This is a genomic window from Serratia myotis (assembly GCF_027474885.1).
In the GTDB taxonomy this organism is placed as follows: domain Bacteria; phylum Pseudomonadota; class Gammaproteobacteria; order Enterobacterales; family Enterobacteriaceae; genus Serratia; species Serratia proteamaculans.
In genome coordinates, this window is sequence record NZ_CP099707.1 from 3,395,749 (window position 1) to 3,409,798 (window position 14,050).

The 14,050-nt window shown below is 57.9% G+C and carries 17 protein-coding genes; 5 read left to right on the forward strand and 12 right to left on the reverse strand.

Annotated features, from left to right (window positions below):
- Positions 1–189: 189 nt before the first annotated feature.
- The 9 genes from flgJ to flgB form a co-directional block, all read right to left on the reverse strand.
- Positions 190–1,131, reverse strand: a complete 942-nt coding sequence (flgJ, locus tag NHG65_RS16120) for a flagellar assembly peptidoglycan hydrolase FlgJ (RefSeq protein ID WP_413477666.1) — start codon at positions 1,129–1,131, stop codon at positions 190–192.
- Positions 1,131–2,231: a flagellar basal body P-ring protein FlgI gene (locus tag NHG65_RS16125; RefSeq protein WP_499182419.1), complete on the reverse strand. Its 1,101-nt coding sequence runs from the start codon at positions 2,229–2,231 to the stop codon at positions 1,131–1,133. The genes flgJ and NHG65_RS16125 overlap by 1 nt, the downstream gene beginning before the upstream one ends.
- A gap of 144 nt (positions 2,232–2,375) precedes the next feature.
- A complete protein-coding gene (flgH, locus tag NHG65_RS16130; RefSeq protein ID WP_099064643.1) occupies positions 2,376–3,077 on the reverse strand; it encodes a flagellar basal body L-ring protein FlgH in 702 nt (233 codons plus the stop codon).
- 72 nt (positions 3,078–3,149) lie between these two features.
- Positions 3,150–3,932 carry a flagellar basal-body rod protein FlgG gene (gene flgG, locus NHG65_RS16135; RefSeq protein WP_020827517.1) on the reverse strand — a complete coding sequence of 261 codons (783 nt, stop codon included), beginning with the start codon at positions 3,930–3,932 and terminating at the stop codon, positions 3,150–3,152.
- Between the two features lie 18 nt (positions 3,933–3,950).
- Complete coding sequence (locus NHG65_RS16140; protein WP_207978462.1) at positions 3,951–4,706, reverse strand: flagellar basal body rod protein FlgF; 756 nt, start codon at positions 4,704–4,706, stop codon at positions 3,951–3,953.
- A gap of 12 nt (positions 4,707–4,718) precedes the next feature.
- Entirely contained in the window at positions 4,719–5,942 is a 1,224-nt protein-coding gene (flgE, locus tag NHG65_RS16145) for a flagellar hook protein FlgE (RefSeq protein WP_099064645.1), read from the reverse strand.
- A gap of 70 nt (positions 5,943–6,012) precedes the next feature.
- Entirely contained in the window at positions 6,013–6,690 is a 678-nt protein-coding gene (flgD, locus tag NHG65_RS16150) for a flagellar hook assembly protein FlgD (RefSeq protein WP_099064646.1), read from the reverse strand.
- Between the two features lie 12 nt (positions 6,691–6,702).
- The gene (gene flgC / locus NHG65_RS16155) at positions 6,703–7,107 is read right to left on the reverse strand and encodes a flagellar basal body rod protein FlgC (RefSeq protein ID WP_020827521.1); all 405 of its coding nucleotides are present in this window, start codon (positions 7,105–7,107) and stop codon (positions 6,703–6,705) included.
- A 5-nt stretch (positions 7,108–7,112) separates the two neighbouring features.
- Positions 7,113–7,526 carry a flagellar basal body rod protein FlgB gene (gene flgB, locus NHG65_RS16160; protein ID WP_037418980.1) on the reverse strand — a complete coding sequence of 138 codons (414 nt, stop codon included), beginning with the start codon at positions 7,524–7,526 and terminating at the stop codon, positions 7,113–7,115.
- 160 nt (positions 7,527–7,686) lie between these two features.
- Between flgB and flgA the strand changes: the two genes are divergently transcribed.
- From flgA to NHG65_RS16185, 5 genes are all read left to right on the forward strand, one after another.
- Positions 7,687–8,349 carry a flagellar basal body P-ring formation chaperone FlgA gene (gene flgA, locus NHG65_RS16165; RefSeq protein ID WP_099064647.1) on the forward strand — a complete coding sequence of 221 codons (663 nt, stop codon included), beginning with the start codon at positions 7,687–7,689 and terminating at the stop codon, positions 8,347–8,349.
- Positions 8,350–8,708: 359 nt separating this feature from the next.
- Positions 8,709–9,035, forward strand: a complete 327-nt coding sequence (gene flgM / locus NHG65_RS16170; RefSeq protein WP_099064648.1) for a flagellar biosynthesis anti-sigma factor FlgM — start codon at positions 8,709–8,711, stop codon at positions 9,033–9,035.
- A gap of 47 nt (positions 9,036–9,082) precedes the next feature.
- On the forward strand, positions 9,083–9,517 hold the full coding sequence (locus tag NHG65_RS16175) for a flagella synthesis protein FlgN (protein WP_099064649.1): 435 nt from the start codon (positions 9,083–9,085) through the stop codon (positions 9,515–9,517).
- Between the two features lie 232 nt (positions 9,518–9,749).
- Positions 9,750–10,136 carry a type II toxin-antitoxin system RelE/ParE family toxin gene (locus NHG65_RS16180; RefSeq protein WP_099064650.1) on the forward strand — a complete coding sequence of 129 codons (387 nt, stop codon included), beginning with the start codon at positions 9,750–9,752 and terminating at the stop codon, positions 10,134–10,136.
- Positions 10,117–10,419: a helix-turn-helix domain-containing protein gene (locus NHG65_RS16185; RefSeq protein ID WP_006321467.1), complete on the forward strand. Its 303-nt coding sequence runs from the start codon at positions 10,117–10,119 to the stop codon at positions 10,417–10,419. The genes NHG65_RS16180 and NHG65_RS16185 overlap by 20 nt, the downstream gene beginning before the upstream one ends.
- Positions 10,420–10,422: 3 nt before the next feature.
- Here NHG65_RS16185 and NHG65_RS16190 read toward each other — a convergent pair whose 3' ends face one another.
- From NHG65_RS16190 to flhB, 3 genes are read right to left on the reverse strand one after another with little or no spacing between them, the layout of a single operon-like run.
- Positions 10,423–10,827 carry a flagellar protein FlhE gene (locus tag NHG65_RS16190; protein ID WP_099064651.1) on the reverse strand — a complete coding sequence of 135 codons (405 nt, stop codon included), beginning with the start codon at positions 10,825–10,827 and terminating at the stop codon, positions 10,423–10,425.
- Positions 10,827–12,905 (reverse strand): flagellar biosynthesis protein FlhA, encoded by a 2,079-nt coding sequence (gene flhA / locus NHG65_RS16195; protein ID WP_207978453.1) that lies wholly within the window; start codon positions 12,903–12,905, stop codon positions 10,827–10,829. The genes NHG65_RS16190 and flhA overlap by 1 nt, the downstream gene beginning before the upstream one ends.
- Positions 12,898–14,049: a flagellar biosynthesis protein FlhB gene (gene flhB, locus NHG65_RS16200; protein WP_099064653.1), complete on the reverse strand. Its 1,152-nt coding sequence runs from the start codon at positions 14,047–14,049 to the stop codon at positions 12,898–12,900. The genes flhA and flhB overlap by 8 nt, the downstream gene beginning before the upstream one ends.
- Position 14,050 lies beyond the last annotated feature (1 nt).

A 14,050-nucleotide genomic window follows, 5' to 3' on the forward strand; every position in this document is an offset into this window, starting at 1 on the left:
AAAAGTTCCTTTTGCTGCGGCGCCGCTGGCCCACAGAAGTCAATTAATCTGCTGAGAGGGTTCACTCAGCCTGTCTTGGTTATCGGCAAAAAGCGGGGAAACTTGAGGAAAAAAACGGGTTCAGCATGCTGAACCCCTACATTTAAATACGGCCTATTGCGTAGGGGTGCTGCATGCTGCGCCCAGCGGCTAAAACAGATCCTTCAGGTCATGGGTATAGGCTTTAACCACCTGCTCGCCGGCGTTTTTCATCTGCTGGATCACATTGACCAGTTTATTGGCATATTGCGGATCGGTGGCGTAACCGGCCTGCTGCAGTGCATGCGCCGCCTGCTCCGGACTGCGGGCATTGGCCACCTCGGCGTAGCGTGGGTTATTGGTCAACAGCTTGACGTAGTCGGCCATCGCCTCGACGTAAGAGCCATACACCCGGAACTGTGCCTTGATCTTCTTCGCCGTCCCCTGCTCAAACTCGGTGGTGGTGATCTCGGTGACCGGCCCCTTCCAACTGCCACCGGCCTTGATGCCGAACAGGTTGTAGCTCGGCGTGCCGTTGGCGGTCGGGATCTCGCGTTGACCCCACCCGGATTCCAGCGCCGCCTGTGCCACAATCAACTGATGGGGTATGCCGCTCTGTTGGCTGGCAACCCGTGCCGGGATAGACAAGCGGGCGACAAAGTTGCCGTTATTGAGCGACAGCGGCGGCGTGGCCGGTGCTTTCGGTACCGCGCGACGGATCATCTGCTCCAGCGCCTGATTCGGCAGCGTTTGCAGCACCTCGTTGTCCAGCGCCATCGGCGACATGCCCGCGGTCTCGCTCGGTACCGCGTTGGCATTACTCATCTGCTTGACCATCATGTCGGCCAGCCCCAGTCCCTTCTGCGACATTTGCTGGGCGATCTGCTGGTCGTACATCGAGGTATAAAGCCGCGACTGATCGCTGCTCAACACCCCATCCTTCGGTAGCGCGGCACGCATGCTTTTCAGCATCATCTGCACGAACATGCCTTCAACCTGCTGGGCCACCTGTTTCAGGTTACCCTGCGGATCGCTCGCCGCGTCACGCTTCAGCCCGTTGAGTGCCTGCGCATCGTAAGCCGCACCCGACATTGCCATCAGATCGCCAGCCATCAAATGATTTCCAGCTTGGCGCGCAGACAACCAGCGCTTTGCATCGCCTGCAGGATCGACATCAGATCGATCGGCGTAGCCCCCAACGCGTTAAGCGCGCGGATCACATTGTTCAGATTGGCGCTGGCGTTAACCTTCTGCAACGAACCGCCCTGCTGCTGCACCGAAATCTGGGTATTCGGCGTCACCACGGTCTGCCCGCCGCCAAATGGCGTCGTCGGCTGGCTGACGGTATTTTGCCGATCGACCACCACCGACAGGTTGCCTTGTGCCACCGCGCAGGAATCCAGGATCACGTCTCGGTTCATCACCACCGAACCGGTACGGGAATTGATGATCACCTTGGCGTCTATCGGCCCGACGCTGACGTTAATGTTCTGGATCTCCGCCAGGAAGCGCACCTGCGAACTCTTGCCTTGCGGCACCAACACCTGAATGGTACGGGCGTCCAGCGGTGAAGCGGTGCCGCCGCCTCGCTGGCGGTTGATGGCGTCGCTGATCTGCTGTGCCAGCGTGAAGTCTTCATCGTTCAACTGCAGGTTAATCACCCCACCGGCACCGAAGGTGGTTGGCAGTTCGCGTTCAATGGTAGCGCCGTTACTGATGCGCCCCCCCGCCAGTTGGTTGACCTGCACGCTGCTGCCTCCAGCCGACGCTCCCGCGCCGCCCACCAGCACGTTGCCCTGTGCCAGCGCGTAAACCTGGTTATCCACCCCTTTCAGCGGGGTCATCAGCAAGGTGCCACCACGCAGACTTTTGGCGTTCCCCATTGAGGACACCACCACGTCAATATTTTGCCCGGTGCGTGAAAACGGCGGCAGCTTGGCGGTGACCATGACCGCAGCTACGTTTTTCAACTGCATATTGGTACCTGGCGGTACGGTGATACCCAGTTGCGACAGCATATTACTCAGGCTCTGGGTGGTGAACGGCGTCTGCATGGTCTGGTCACCGGAACCATCCAGCCCCACCACCAGCCCGTAACCGATCAGCGCGTTATCACGCACGCCCTGTACCGTGACCAGATCGCGAATGCGCTCCGCCGCCACAGGCAGACTCATTAGGCTAATCAACAGCGCCATTAGAATTTTGTTTAACATTGTGACCTCATTCACCCTAGCTAACAGGCGTTATTGTCGCAGGCAGTTTGGGGGCGGAAGCGCACAGGAAGTGGAGCGTACACGCAGTACGTGACGGTTCCGAGCACTGCCCAACCTCAAAATGGCAAGTAAAATAGCCGGCATTCAAAACGGTGAAACATTTAAGAAGAAGCGTTGTAACCAACCCATGGTCTGCGCCTCGTTGATATAGCCGTTGCCGACATATTCAATACGCGCGTCCGCCACCTGGGTGGAGGCGACCGAGTTACTGCCGCTGATGGTGCGCGGGTTGACCACCCCAGAGAAACGGATGAACTCGGTCCCCTGATTGATGGCGATCTGTTTTTCGCCCACCACGTGCAGATTGCCGTTAACCAGCACCTGATTGACCGTGACGGTAATAGTGCCGTTGAAGGTATTGTTGGCGTTGGCCCCGCCCTTGCCGCCGAAGGTGCTGTCGCCGGACATCTCCATATCCGCGCGCGCATTGCCTAACAGGCCATCGAGATAGCGCGGCGCGGTGGCAACACCAAACTTGCTGGCACCGTTGCGGCTGGCGTTGGCGGAGGAGCTTTTGCTGGCGCTGACGTTTTCCTGCAACGCGATGGTCAGGGTATCGCCGATATTGCGTGGACGTCGGTCTTCAAACAGAGGCTGATAGCCGTAGTTCATCGGCTGTACCGTCTGGAAAATCGAGCCGTTCGGCACCGGAGCGCCCGCCGGAGCCGGTTGTGCCGTGGTCGTGCCGTCCACCAGAGGTTTATGCGGAATATATGCGCAGCCGCCCAGCGTCAGCATCACCATCGCCGTCAACCAGCGTTTGCCTTGCGGCGGCACGTTTGCCATCAGAGTTGTGGTTACCACGGGTATCGCCTTTGTTGCACAAAATAGGGTTACGGGCGCAGCCGCGCCCGTCAATTACAGTTGCGTCAGCTTTTGCAGCATCTGATCGGAGGTCGATACCGCTTTGCTGTTGATCTCATAAGCCCGTTGGGTCTGGATCATATTCACCAGCTCTTCCGCCACGTTGACGTTAGAGGTTTCCACGTAGCCCTGATACAGCAGACCGGCGCCGTTTAAGCCTGGCGTGCTCTCGTTCGGCGCGCCGGAACTCTCGGTTTCCTGATACAGATTCTCGCCCATGCTTTCCAGGCCGCTGTCATTGATAAAGGTGGTCAGCGTCAGTTGCCCCACCTGCTGGGCGGCGGTTTGCCCCTGTAAGGTGGCGCTGACGATACCGTCACGGCCTACGGTGATGCTTAGGGCATTGGCCGGAATGGTGATCGCCGGTTGCACCTGGAAACCGCTGGCGGTCACCAGTTGACCGTTCTGATCTCGCTGGAACGAGCCGTCGCGGGTATAAGCCAGGGTGCCGTCCGGCATCATCACCTGGAAAAAGCCCTGCCCCTTGATGGCGATGTCTTTGCTGTTATTGGTCTGCGACAGATTGCCCTGGCTGTGCAGGCGCTCGGTCGCCACCGGACGTACACCGGTACCGATCTGCAAACCGGAAGGTAACGTGGTCTGTTCAGAGGACTGCGCCCCCGGCTGACGCATGGTCTGGTACAGCAGGTCTTCAAACACCGCGCGCTGGCGTTTGAAACCGTTGGTGCTGACGTTGGCCAGGTTGTTGGCAATCACGTCCATGTTGGTCTGCTGCGCGTCCAGACCGGTTTTAGCAATCCATAAAGATGGGATCATGGGTTATTTCCTTGCGGCTTAACTCATTGATAACAACGAGTTGGCGCGTTGTTCATTTTCATCCACGCTGTGGATGACCTTCATCTGCATTTCAAAGCGACGGGCGTTGGCGATCATGTCGACCATGGTTTCCATCGGCTTGACGTTGCTGCCTTCCAGCACCCCCGGCATCACCTGCACCAGTGGATCATTGGGCAACTGATTGCCCCGCTGCTGTTGAGTTTCCGGCGTCAAACGGAACAGGCCATCGTCACCGCGCATCACTTCCCGCGCATCAGCCTTCACCAGTTTCAACCGGCCGATCTGCGCGATGCTGTTTGGCGGATCGCCCGCATTCAGCGCCGAGATGGTGCCATCGGCAGCGATAGTGATTTCCGCCGACGGCGGTACCTCAATCGGCCCACCGTCACCCATCAACGGCCTGCCCTGCACCGTCAGTTGCCCGTTGGGTGAGATCTGAATGTTGCCGTTGCGGGTATAGCCTTCGCTGCCGTCCGGCAGGCTGACCGCCAGAAAACCGTCCTGTTGCAGCGCCACGTCCAGCGGACGCGCGGTGTAGTTCAGCGCTCCCTGGCTCATGTCAGCCCCCGGCGTTGAGGCGGTAACCAGCGTTCTGGTTGGCAGGCTTGGTCCGTCTACCGGCACGGCACGCAGCGCCGACAGCTGGGCGCGAAAGCCCGGTGTCGAGGCGTTAGCCAGATTGTTGGCGGTGACCGACTGCTGTTCCAGCGTCTGTCGCGCCGCGCCCATCGCGGTATAAATCGCGTGATCCATAAATCAATCCTATTAGCGCAGGCTGACCAGCGTCTGCAGAATGGAGTCCTGGGTTTTGATGGTCTGGGCGTTCGACTGGTAGTTACGTTGGGCGACAATCATATTCACCAGTTCCTGGCTCAGATCGACGTTGGACGCTTCCAGCGCGCCGCTGGTCAACTTGCCCAGGCCGCCGCCGCCCGCAATACCCACGCGTGGCTGACCCGATGCGCCGGTTTCCTGCCAGACGTTATCGCCCTGCGAGGACAAACCTTCCGGGTTGGAGAAGTTAGCCATGACGATCTGACCCAGCACCTGAGTCTGCTGGTTGGAATAGATGCCCACCACCGTACCGTCGTTGTTAATCTGGAAATTGGTGTACTCACCGGCGCCATAGCCATCCTGTGATACCTTGCTGACCGAGTCGGCACTGACGCTCTGCTGCATGCTCTTGGCAAAGCTCAGAGTCAGGTTTTGCGCCGGAGCCCCGTCTTTGGCGGACATCGGGATCAGCATGCTGAACTCAGCGGCGGTACCTTGTTTACTGGTGGTGCTGGTCAGGTTGCCGCTGGTATCGAAGGTCATGGTGCCGGCATCGACCGGTGCAGCAGAGCCATCCTGGGTATAGACCTGCCACTGGTTGTCGTCGGTCTTCACAAAATAGGCATTGATGTTGTGCGAGTTGCCTAACGAGTCGTATGCGGTGATGGTGTTGACGTAGTTATAAGAATCCTGCTTGGCCGGATCGAAGGTCTTGTTGTCCGGCACCTTATGAGTGGATTTCAGGTTGGCGACCATGGTGCCGGAGGTCGACGCCTTGGCGTTCATCATGCCTTCAGGGATACTCAGCGGCACCGGGTTAGCCCCCTGCTGAATGGTCGGTGGCGTACCGGCCGCCGGATAACCGGTCAGTTGCAGGCCCTGCATGTTGGTCAGGTTGCGGTTTTCATCCAGTTTGAACTGGCCATTACGGCTGTAGAAAATACCACCGTCCTGATCCTGCATACGGAAGAAACCGTTGCCGGAAATCGCCACGTCCAGCGCACGGCTGGTGCCGGTGGTGGTGCCACCCTTAAAGTTCTGGGTAATGCCGGCCACCTTGACGCCCAACCCCACCTGCGAGCCGGCAAACATATCGGCAAAAGAAACGGTGCCAGATTTAAAACCGGAAGTGGCGGAGTTGGCGATGTTGTTACCGATCACGTCCAGGTTGGTTGCTGCCGCGTTCAAGCCGCTTACTGCCTGAGAAAAGGCCATGTCATTCTCCGAATATTGTTTAGGCTATCGTCCGATAACGCCCAATGAATGAGTGAAATAAAAAATCGAATTAAAGTATCTGCCGGACTTCATCCAGCGTGGTGCTGCCCGCCAGACCCAGATCCAGCTTCGCGCCATTCGCTTCGCGGATAACGCCGTTAACCATGCCAAAATGCAGGCTGCGCGCCACCAGTTGCTCACCGTTGCCCTTGGCGTTGACGGTAAAGCTGTAGGCACCGTCGGGTGCAGCGGTACCGTCCGTCATCGTGCCGTCCCAGCTAAACGAATGCACACCGGCGGTCAGGCCGTCGAGTTCGATAGTGCGCACCGCTTTGCCGGTCTCGTCAGTAATGGTGACGGTCACCGAGTCGGCCGCACGCTCCAGTTCCAGACCAAACGGCGTGGTACTGACCTTGCCGTCTTTGCTGCCGGCCAGAATGTTGCTGCCGGGTACCATCACACCGTGGCCGATCAGCGCACTGGCTTGCAGCGACTGATTGCTGTTGATCTGGCCGGAAATCGACCCCAGCGTGGTATTGAGTTTCTCGATGCCTTGAACGGTGTTGATCTGCGCCAATTGGCTGGTCAGTTCATTGTTCTGCATCGGGTTGGTCGGATCCTGGTTCTTCAACTGCGCCACCAGCAGCGTCAGGAAGTTGTTGTTCAGATCCTGACTGTTGGTGGTTTTGCTGTTGGCACCGATGACGGTGTTATCCAGCGTTTCATTGGTAGTTGCGGCAATAGCCATGGCAAACTCCGGTTATTGACCCAGCGTCAGGGTTTTCATCATCATCGACTTGGTGGTGTTGAGCACCTCAACGTTGGCCTGATAGCTGCGGGAAGCGGAAATGGTATTGACCATTTCACCCACCACATCCACGTTCGGCATGCGCACATAGCCTTTGCCGTCCGCCAGTGGGTTGCCCGGCTGGTAAACCAGACGCTCCGGGGCCGGGTCGTCGACCACCTGGGCTACACGGACACCGCCGGTGGGCTGCCCGGCGGCCGCGGCAACTTCAAACACCACCTGTTTGGCCCGATAAGGCTGCCCATCCGGGCCGGTGACGCTGTCGGCGTTGGCCATGTTGCTGGCACTGACGTTCATGCGTTGCGACTGGGCAGACAGCGCCGAGCCAGAGATATCAAAAATATTCAGTAGCGACATGCGCCTTATCCTTGTTGTAACACTGACATCATCCCTTTGATCTGACCGTTGATCAGCGTCAGATCGGTCTGATATTTCAGGCTGTTATCGGCGAAGTTGGTACGTTCGCGATCCATGTCCACCGTATTGCCGTCCATCGAGGGTTGATCCGGAACGCGGAACAGCAAGTCGAGCTGTGGCGGCTGCATGTTCTGCGCCGGAATGTGGCGGGCCGACGTCATGTTCAGCGCAATGCCACTGCCGCTGACACGGCCCTGCTCCAGTACCTTGTTCAGTTGGCTGGCGAAATCGATGTCCCGCGCCTGATAGCCCGGGGTGTCTGCGTTGGCGATGTTGGCGGCCAAAATTTCCTGCCGCTGGGCGCGCAGGTTCAGCGCCTCTTGACCAAAGCGCAGAGCAGCGTCCAGTTTGTCGATCATGCTCCCTCCGCGAGGTTAGAATTTGGAGCCGACAGCATAAACGCCCCTTCCGCCAGCCGATCGCGGGAATAAGGGCAAAATGCGTCGCTATTTATCTGCTTAGCCTGAACGCAGTCCGGGTACACTTACGCGCACCCTGATGGTTCTTGAGGAAGCGAAGATGAAAGGTAAAATACTGCTGTTGGTCACCCTGCTGTGCAGCCTGAACGCACGGGCCGAGGATCTGACGGCGCAGATCGATCGCTTCATCAACAGCCAGTTCAGCGGCAGTCCGGTACAGGTTAAAGTGCTGGTGCGCACGCCCGCGGCCCAATGGCCACAGTGCGAATTTCCGCAGCTATCACTCGCGCCAAATGCCCGCCGTTGGGGCAATATCAGCGTCTCGGCACGTTGCGGTCAGGAGCGGCGTTTTATCCAGACGCAGGTTCAGGTGATCGGCAAATACCTGGTGTCGGCACGCGGTATCAGTGCAGGCAGCAAGTTGACAGAGGCGGACATCAGGCTGAAAACCGGTCGACTCGACACTCTGGCCCCCCGCACGCTGACCGAAGCCGGCAAGGCGCTGGGCGCCGTCAGCCTGCGTAATATCAGCCCCGGCCAGCCGCTGACCTTCGCCATGTTGCGCCGTGCCTGGGTGATCAAGGCCGGTCAGGCGGTGCAGGTCAGCGCACAGGGGGACGGATTTAACATCAGCGGTTCAGGCAAGGCGATGAACAACGCCGCCACCGAAGATAGCGTCAGAGTACGCATGGCCTCCGGGCAAATTGTTAGCGGTATTGTCGGTGACGACGGTGCAATTCGCATCATGCTACATACCCTATAGCTTTCAAGTTGCAGCTAGGCGCCCAGCTCGCTCATCCCCAGGCATTGTAGGGGCGCCGCATGCTGCGCCCGCATTAATCGGGGCGAATTTATTCGCCCCCTACAGTAACTGGGGTGAGCGACAAATCTGTCGGGAACAGATTTGAACGCTGCTTGCAGCGGCCCTGAAAGGGCAAGGACCATGGATGGGCCTTGTAAGCAGGTAACAACGCTGCGGCTTGAAAGATGACGGGTATAAAAAGGTAAAGGTTTATCAAACCTTGCCGATAATAAAGTCATAAGCAGTATTTTATTGGCCGCCAGGGCCACAAATAGTATCAGCCATTGCCCGCGCGGCGACGGCATCGATGGAGATTGACCATGAGTATCGATCGCACCCAGCGGCTGCAACCCGTTCCAACGGTGCAACCGCGTGAGACGCCGGCTGAAAATCAACTTCAGCCACGCAAGGCCGCCCAGACGGAAAGCACCGTCAGTGGCACCCAGGTTAAGTTGAGCGATGCGCAAGCGCGCCTGATGCAGCCAGGGACGCAGGATATTGATATGAACCGGGTGGACGCCATCAAACAGGCGATCCGCAACGGCGAACTGAAAATGGATGCCGGTAAAATTGCCGATGCCCTGCTGCAAGACGCGCAAAGCGATGCCCAGTGGATGTCAAACGGCAACCCGACACCAAAGGTTTAACCGCCGGGTTAAACACCAGGGAACTCTTTGAAAGGTGATTTATCGTAATGGAAAATCTGGCGCAACTGATCAATAAGCTGCTGGAAACGCTGCAAGCGTTGGATACCGTGCTGGCGGAAGAGCATCATTTGCTGTGCTCAGGCCAATTACCGGGCGTGGCGCTGCAACGTGCCACCGACGCAAAAAGCCAGCTGCTGGCCACGGTAAACTATCTGGAACAGCAGCGGCTGAAACTGGAAAGTGCACAAGGGCAACAGGCACCCTACTCTGCACATCCACGTCTGGCGGAAGCCTGGCAACGGGTGCAGTCGCTCAGCCAACGGCTGCGGGAAAAAAACCAGCATAACGGTATGCTGCTCAATCAACAGATCGATCACAACGCCCAGGCGCTGGCGATCCTGAGCAAGCAAAACAAATCGCTGTACGGCCCCGATGGCCAGTCGCGCAACGCCAGCCTGCTCGGACGAAAAATCGGCGTTTAATTAATGGCACTTCACCCGGTCAGCTCTGCGTTCAACCGGGTGCATTGCTTCCCAATGCGAGATAACTCGCACTTCCGTTGCCATTCTATCTAACCCTCTGATTTTATTTTCGTAACACTACACATACCTGGTATTTCCATCTGTTCTGTTCCATCCCATTCCCCCACCCTGTGTTGTTTTTTAAACCACTTGATCTATACCCGTAAAGGGGATAGTTTCACAGGGAGTGTGAATGACCGATATTTACCTCACCAAAACATTTCAGGCATTCGCTGCCCACGAACGCATTAGCGATGCCACGGTAATCAAAGCTGCGCGAGAAATACAAAACCAACTGTACGATGCCAATTTGGGCAGTTGCGTTTATAAGAAACGAGTCGCCCGGGCGGGTGGCGGTAAACGCGGTGGCTACCGGGTACTTATTGCCTTTCGAGATGAAGACCGGTTTTTTTTCATGAGAGGATTTGCCAAAAATGAAATGGACAACATTGCCAGTGATGAATTGGTCGGGTTAAAGCGCCTTGCTGCGCTCTATCTGGACTATTCCCCTTTCAGGCTTTATCAGTTGGTTAATGACAAGAGGTTGAGGAGACTGACCTATGAGCAAGATCCTTGCTGAGATCCACCAGGAAGTGCAGGAGCTGTATCAGGCAGGATTTGTCGATGCCGGCACCATGCGCACCTTCGACATGCTGTGTTTACGCCCGGTCAAACAATATACCCCAGCGGACATCCGCGCCCTGCGCGAGCGCGAGAACGTCAGCCAGCCGGTGTTTGCCTTGCATCTGAACGTCAGCAAAAAGGCGGTGCAAAAATGGGAACGCGGCGAAGCCGTTCCCAACTCCGCCGCGATGAAGCTGCTTTCGTTGGTCGACCGCAACGGTCTGGCGATCCTGGCTTAACCGTTACTGGTAATTAACAATCACCTGATTGCTGATCACCCGCAGCGGCGGATTCAAACTGCCGCGCGCCTGCACGTAATAAACAAAACGCAGTTCGGCATTTGCCGGTTCGCCTTGCAGCCCAATGCTGCTGCCACTGCCGCCCCCCAGTGTAATACAGCGGGTCAGGGTACAGAGTTGCACCTGCATGCCGGCCGGTTCGGCAGCCAATAAGCGGTAACGCCAACTTACGCTGGTGATACGCGCATTCGCATCCGGTAATTCATTTGGCGCACGCAGCCGGGGTGATTCACCCCGTTCCCCACCGTATTCCAGCGTAGCACCGACGCTGTCGGCCACCCAGGAACCCGATGCCGCCTGCAAGCTCAGCGGGGCTAACAGGCAGATTAACGCCATGCGGTATTTCATTATGCGGCCCCAATGGTCGCGGTCATGCGGATTTGACGGTCGTCGTTGATTTCCAGATTCGACAGCACCACCAGTTGCGGCAGGCCGCGGCGCAAGAAACGCGCCAGCAACGCACGTAGCGCGTGGTTCACCAGCAGTACCGGTGGCGCACTGAGCATTTCCTGCCGCTGCAATGCCTGTTTGGCTTGATCCAGCAAGCGATCCGCCAGCCCCGGTTCCAGACCGCCACCGCCCTGCAGGGCTTGTAACAGCAAGCGTTCCAGCTGGGTATCCAGGCCTATCACCTGGATTTCGCCGTTGCCCGGGAACCACTGCTGGGTGATCGCCCGCCCAAGTGCCACCCGCACTACGGTGGTCAACTCATAGGGATCGGTCTGGGACGGCGCATGCTCCGCCAACGTCTCGATAATAGTGCGCATATCGCGGATCGAAACCCGCTCCGTCAACAGGTTCTGCAATACCTTATGCAGCGTGGTCAGCGTCACCACACCCGGCACGAAATCTTCGGTCAGTTTTGGCATGTCTTGCGCGACACGATCCAATAACTGCTGCGTTTCCTGTCGGCCAAACAGCTCGCTGGCAAACTGGCCAATCAGATGATTAAGATGGGTCGCCACCACGGTGCTGGCTTCTACCACGGTAAAGCCCTGGATCTGTGCCTGCTCACGCAGTGCGCTGTCGATCCATACCGCTTCCAGCCCAAAGGCCGGATCGGTGGTTTTATCTCCTGCCAATTCACCCACGGCGTTGCCCGGATTGATCGCCAGCCAACGTCCCGGCTGCGCTTCACCGCTGCCAATCTCTACCCCTTTCATCAGGATACGGTAGCTGGCCGGCGGCAGTTCCAGGTTGTCGCGGATATGCACCACCGGCGGCAGGTAACCCATCTCCTGCGCGAACTTTTTACGGATGCCGCGAATACGGCCGAGCAGCTCACCGTTCTGCTGGAAATCGACCATCGGGATTAGCCGGTAACCGACTTCCATCCCCAGGGGATCTTCCAACTGCACGTCAGACCAACTGGCTTCCACCGCCTGCGGATTATCCTGCGCTATCGGCACTTCCTGTTCTTTTGGCGCTTGCTGTTCCCGCCCGCGCAGCCACCAGGCCAGGGCCAACAGACCGGCGGTAAACAGCAGGAAGACCAGGTTCGGCATCCCCGGCACCATACCCAGCAGGCCGAGTACTGCGGCACTCAACAGCATGACTCGCGGATTCTTGAACAGTTGGCTAACCATCTGCTCGCCAACGTCCTGATCGGTCGCCACGCGGGTCACGATAACACCGGCGGCAGTCGAAATGACCAACGCCGGGATCTGCGCCACCAGGCCGTCACCGATAGTCAGCAAGGTATAGGTTTCCGCCGCTGCGCCCAGTTCCATGCCGTGCTGGATCACCCCAACCAACAGGCCACCGACCACGTTCAACATCATGATCATCAGGCCGGCCACCGCATCACCACGGACGAACTTACTGGCACCGTCCATCGAACCGTAGAAATCCGCTTCCTGCGTCACTTCGGAACGGCGTTTTTTCGCCTCTTCTTCACCGATCAGACCGGCGTTGAGATCGGCGTCGATCGCCATCTGCTTGCCCGGCATGCCGTCGAGTACAAAGCGTGCGCCCACTTCAGCGATACGCCCAGCCCCCTTGGTGATAACCATAAAGTTGATCAGCACCAAAATGATAAACACTACAATACCGATGGCAAAGTTACCGCCCACCAGGAAGTGACCAAAGGCCTCCACCACGCGACCGGCAGCGGCGGAGCCGGTGTGTCCTTCCATCAGGATGATGCGCGTCGAAGCTACGTTGAGCGACAGGCGCAGCAAGGTCGAGAACAGCAAGATGGTAGGGAATGCCGCGAATTCCAGCGTGCGCTGGGTAAACATGGCTACCAGCAGCACCATGATCGACAAGGCAATATTGAAGGTGAACAACAGATCGAGGATAAATGCCGGCAAGGGCAGCACCATCATCGACAGGATCATCAGGATCAGTATCGGCCCGGCCAATACCTGCCACTGCGTATCTTTAAAACTGCCCGGCAAACGAAGCAAGGCGGCCAAATTAGCCATTAGTGTCACTTTCTCCAGCAAAATCCAGTGCTTCCGGCACCGGTAAACGTTCAGGTTTTTTCGGGATCAGCCCCCCTTCACGCCGCCAGCGTCTTAGCTGGTAAACCCAGGCCAGAACTTCGGCCACGGCGGCATACAGGGTGGCGGGAATGTGTTGTCCAATCTCGCTGTGTCGGTACAGCGCGCGCGCCAGCGGCGGCGCTTCCAGCATCGGGATGCGGTGTTCCATACCTAGCTCACGGATACGCAGCGCAATTTCACCGGCCCCCTTGGCCAGAACTTTCGGTGCGCTCATTTTTTTGTCGTTGTACTGCAGTGCGACGGCGTAGTGCGTCGGGTTGGTCACGATAACGTCGGCCTTCGGCACGTCTGCCATCATCCGCCGCCGGGACATGGCGCGCTGCTGCTGACGGATGCGCCCTTTGACGTGCGGATCGCCCTCCTGATCCTTGAACTCGTCACGGATGTCCTGCTTGGTCATTTTCAGTTTTTTGAAGTGGCTCCACAGCTGATAAAACACGTCAAACGCCACCATCGGCGTCAGTGCCAGTACCACCAGCAAGCCACAGAAGATGATCATCTGCAGTGCATTGCCGAGCGCATCGAGCGGCTGTTGCGTCACCAGGTGCAGCATCGCTGCCCAGTTGTGCCACAGGTATAGGCCGGTGACCCAGCCCACCAGCGTCGCTTTCAGGATGCCCTTCAGCAATTCCGCCAGCACCTGGCTGGAAAATATCCGTTTCAACCCGGACAGCGGATTCATGCGCTTTAAATCAAACTTGAGCGATTTGCCGCTCAACAGCAGGCCACCAAGCAGCATCGGTGCGGTGATCGCCACCAGCGTCAACCCCGCCATAACCGGCAACAGCGCCCAAACCGCCTGCTGCAATAAGGTCGCCAATTGGCGCAGCATCTGTTTGTCGTTGCTGACCATGCTGTGATCGAAGTTCAGACCCTGCGTCAGCATCATGGCCAAGCGTTGCGCCATATTGCCGCCGGCCAGCCAGATGATCGACAGCCCTGCCACCAGCATCAACACCGACGTCAACTCGCGCGAACGCGGGATCTGGCCATCTTCGCGGGCCTTTTCCACCCTGTGGGGTGTGGGAGCCTCGCTTTTTTCCAGATCGCTGTCTTCAGCCACG

Bases quoted from the DNA above. Each gene is read 5' to 3' on its own strand.
- NHG65_RS16140 (WP_207978462.1), bottom strand. From the start codon at position 4,706: ATGGATCACGCGATTTATACCGCGATGGGCGCGGCGCGACAGACGCTG.
- flgJ (WP_413477666.1), bottom strand. From the start codon at position 1,131: ATGGCTGGCGATCTGATGGCAATGTCGGGTGCGGCTTACGATGCGCAG.
- flgH (WP_099064643.1), bottom strand. From the start codon at position 3,077: ATGGCAAACGTGCCGCCGCAAGGCAAACGCTGGTTGACGGCGATGGTG.
- flgA (WP_099064647.1), top strand. From the start codon at position 7,687: ATGAAAGGTAAAATACTGCTGTTGGTCACCCTGCTGTGCAGCCTGAAC.
- NHG65_RS16175 (WP_099064649.1), top strand. From the start codon at position 9,083: ATGGAAAATCTGGCGCAACTGATCAATAAGCTGCTGGAAACGCTGCAA.
- flgB (WP_037418980.1), bottom strand. From the start codon at position 7,526: ATGATCGACAAACTGGACGCTGCTCTGCGCTTTGGTCAAGAGGCGCTG.
- flgG (WP_020827517.1), bottom strand. From the start codon at position 3,932: ATGATCCCATCTTTATGGATTGCTAAAACCGGTCTGGACGCGCAGCAG.
- NHG65_RS16190 (WP_099064651.1), bottom strand. From the start codon at position 10,827: ATGAAATACCGCATGGCGTTAATCTGCCTGTTAGCCCCGCTGAGCTTG.
- NHG65_RS16185 (WP_006321467.1), top strand. From the start codon at position 10,117: ATGAGCAAGATCCTTGCTGAGATCCACCAGGAAGTGCAGGAGCTGTAT.
- flhA (WP_207978453.1), bottom strand. From the start codon at position 12,905: ATGGCTAATTTGGCCGCCTTGCTTCGTTTGCCGGGCAGTTTTAAAGAT.
- NHG65_RS16125 (WP_499182419.1), bottom strand. From the start codon at position 2,231: ATGTTAAACAAAATTCTAATGGCGCTGTTGATTAGCCTAATGAGTCTG.
- flgC (WP_020827521.1), bottom strand. From the start codon at position 7,107: ATGTCGCTACTGAATATTTTTGATATCTCTGGCTCGGCGCTGTCTGCC.
- flgM (WP_099064648.1), top strand. From the start codon at position 8,709: ATGAGTATCGATCGCACCCAGCGGCTGCAACCCGTTCCAACGGTGCAA.
- flgE (WP_099064645.1), bottom strand. From the start codon at position 5,942: ATGGCCTTTTCTCAGGCAGTAAGCGGCTTGAACGCGGCAGCAACCAAC.
- flgD (WP_099064646.1), bottom strand. From the start codon at position 6,690: ATGGCTATTGCCGCAACTACCAATGAAACGCTGGATAACACCGTCATC.
- NHG65_RS16180 (WP_099064650.1), top strand. From the start codon at position 9,750: ATGACCGATATTTACCTCACCAAAACATTTCAGGCATTCGCTGCCCAC.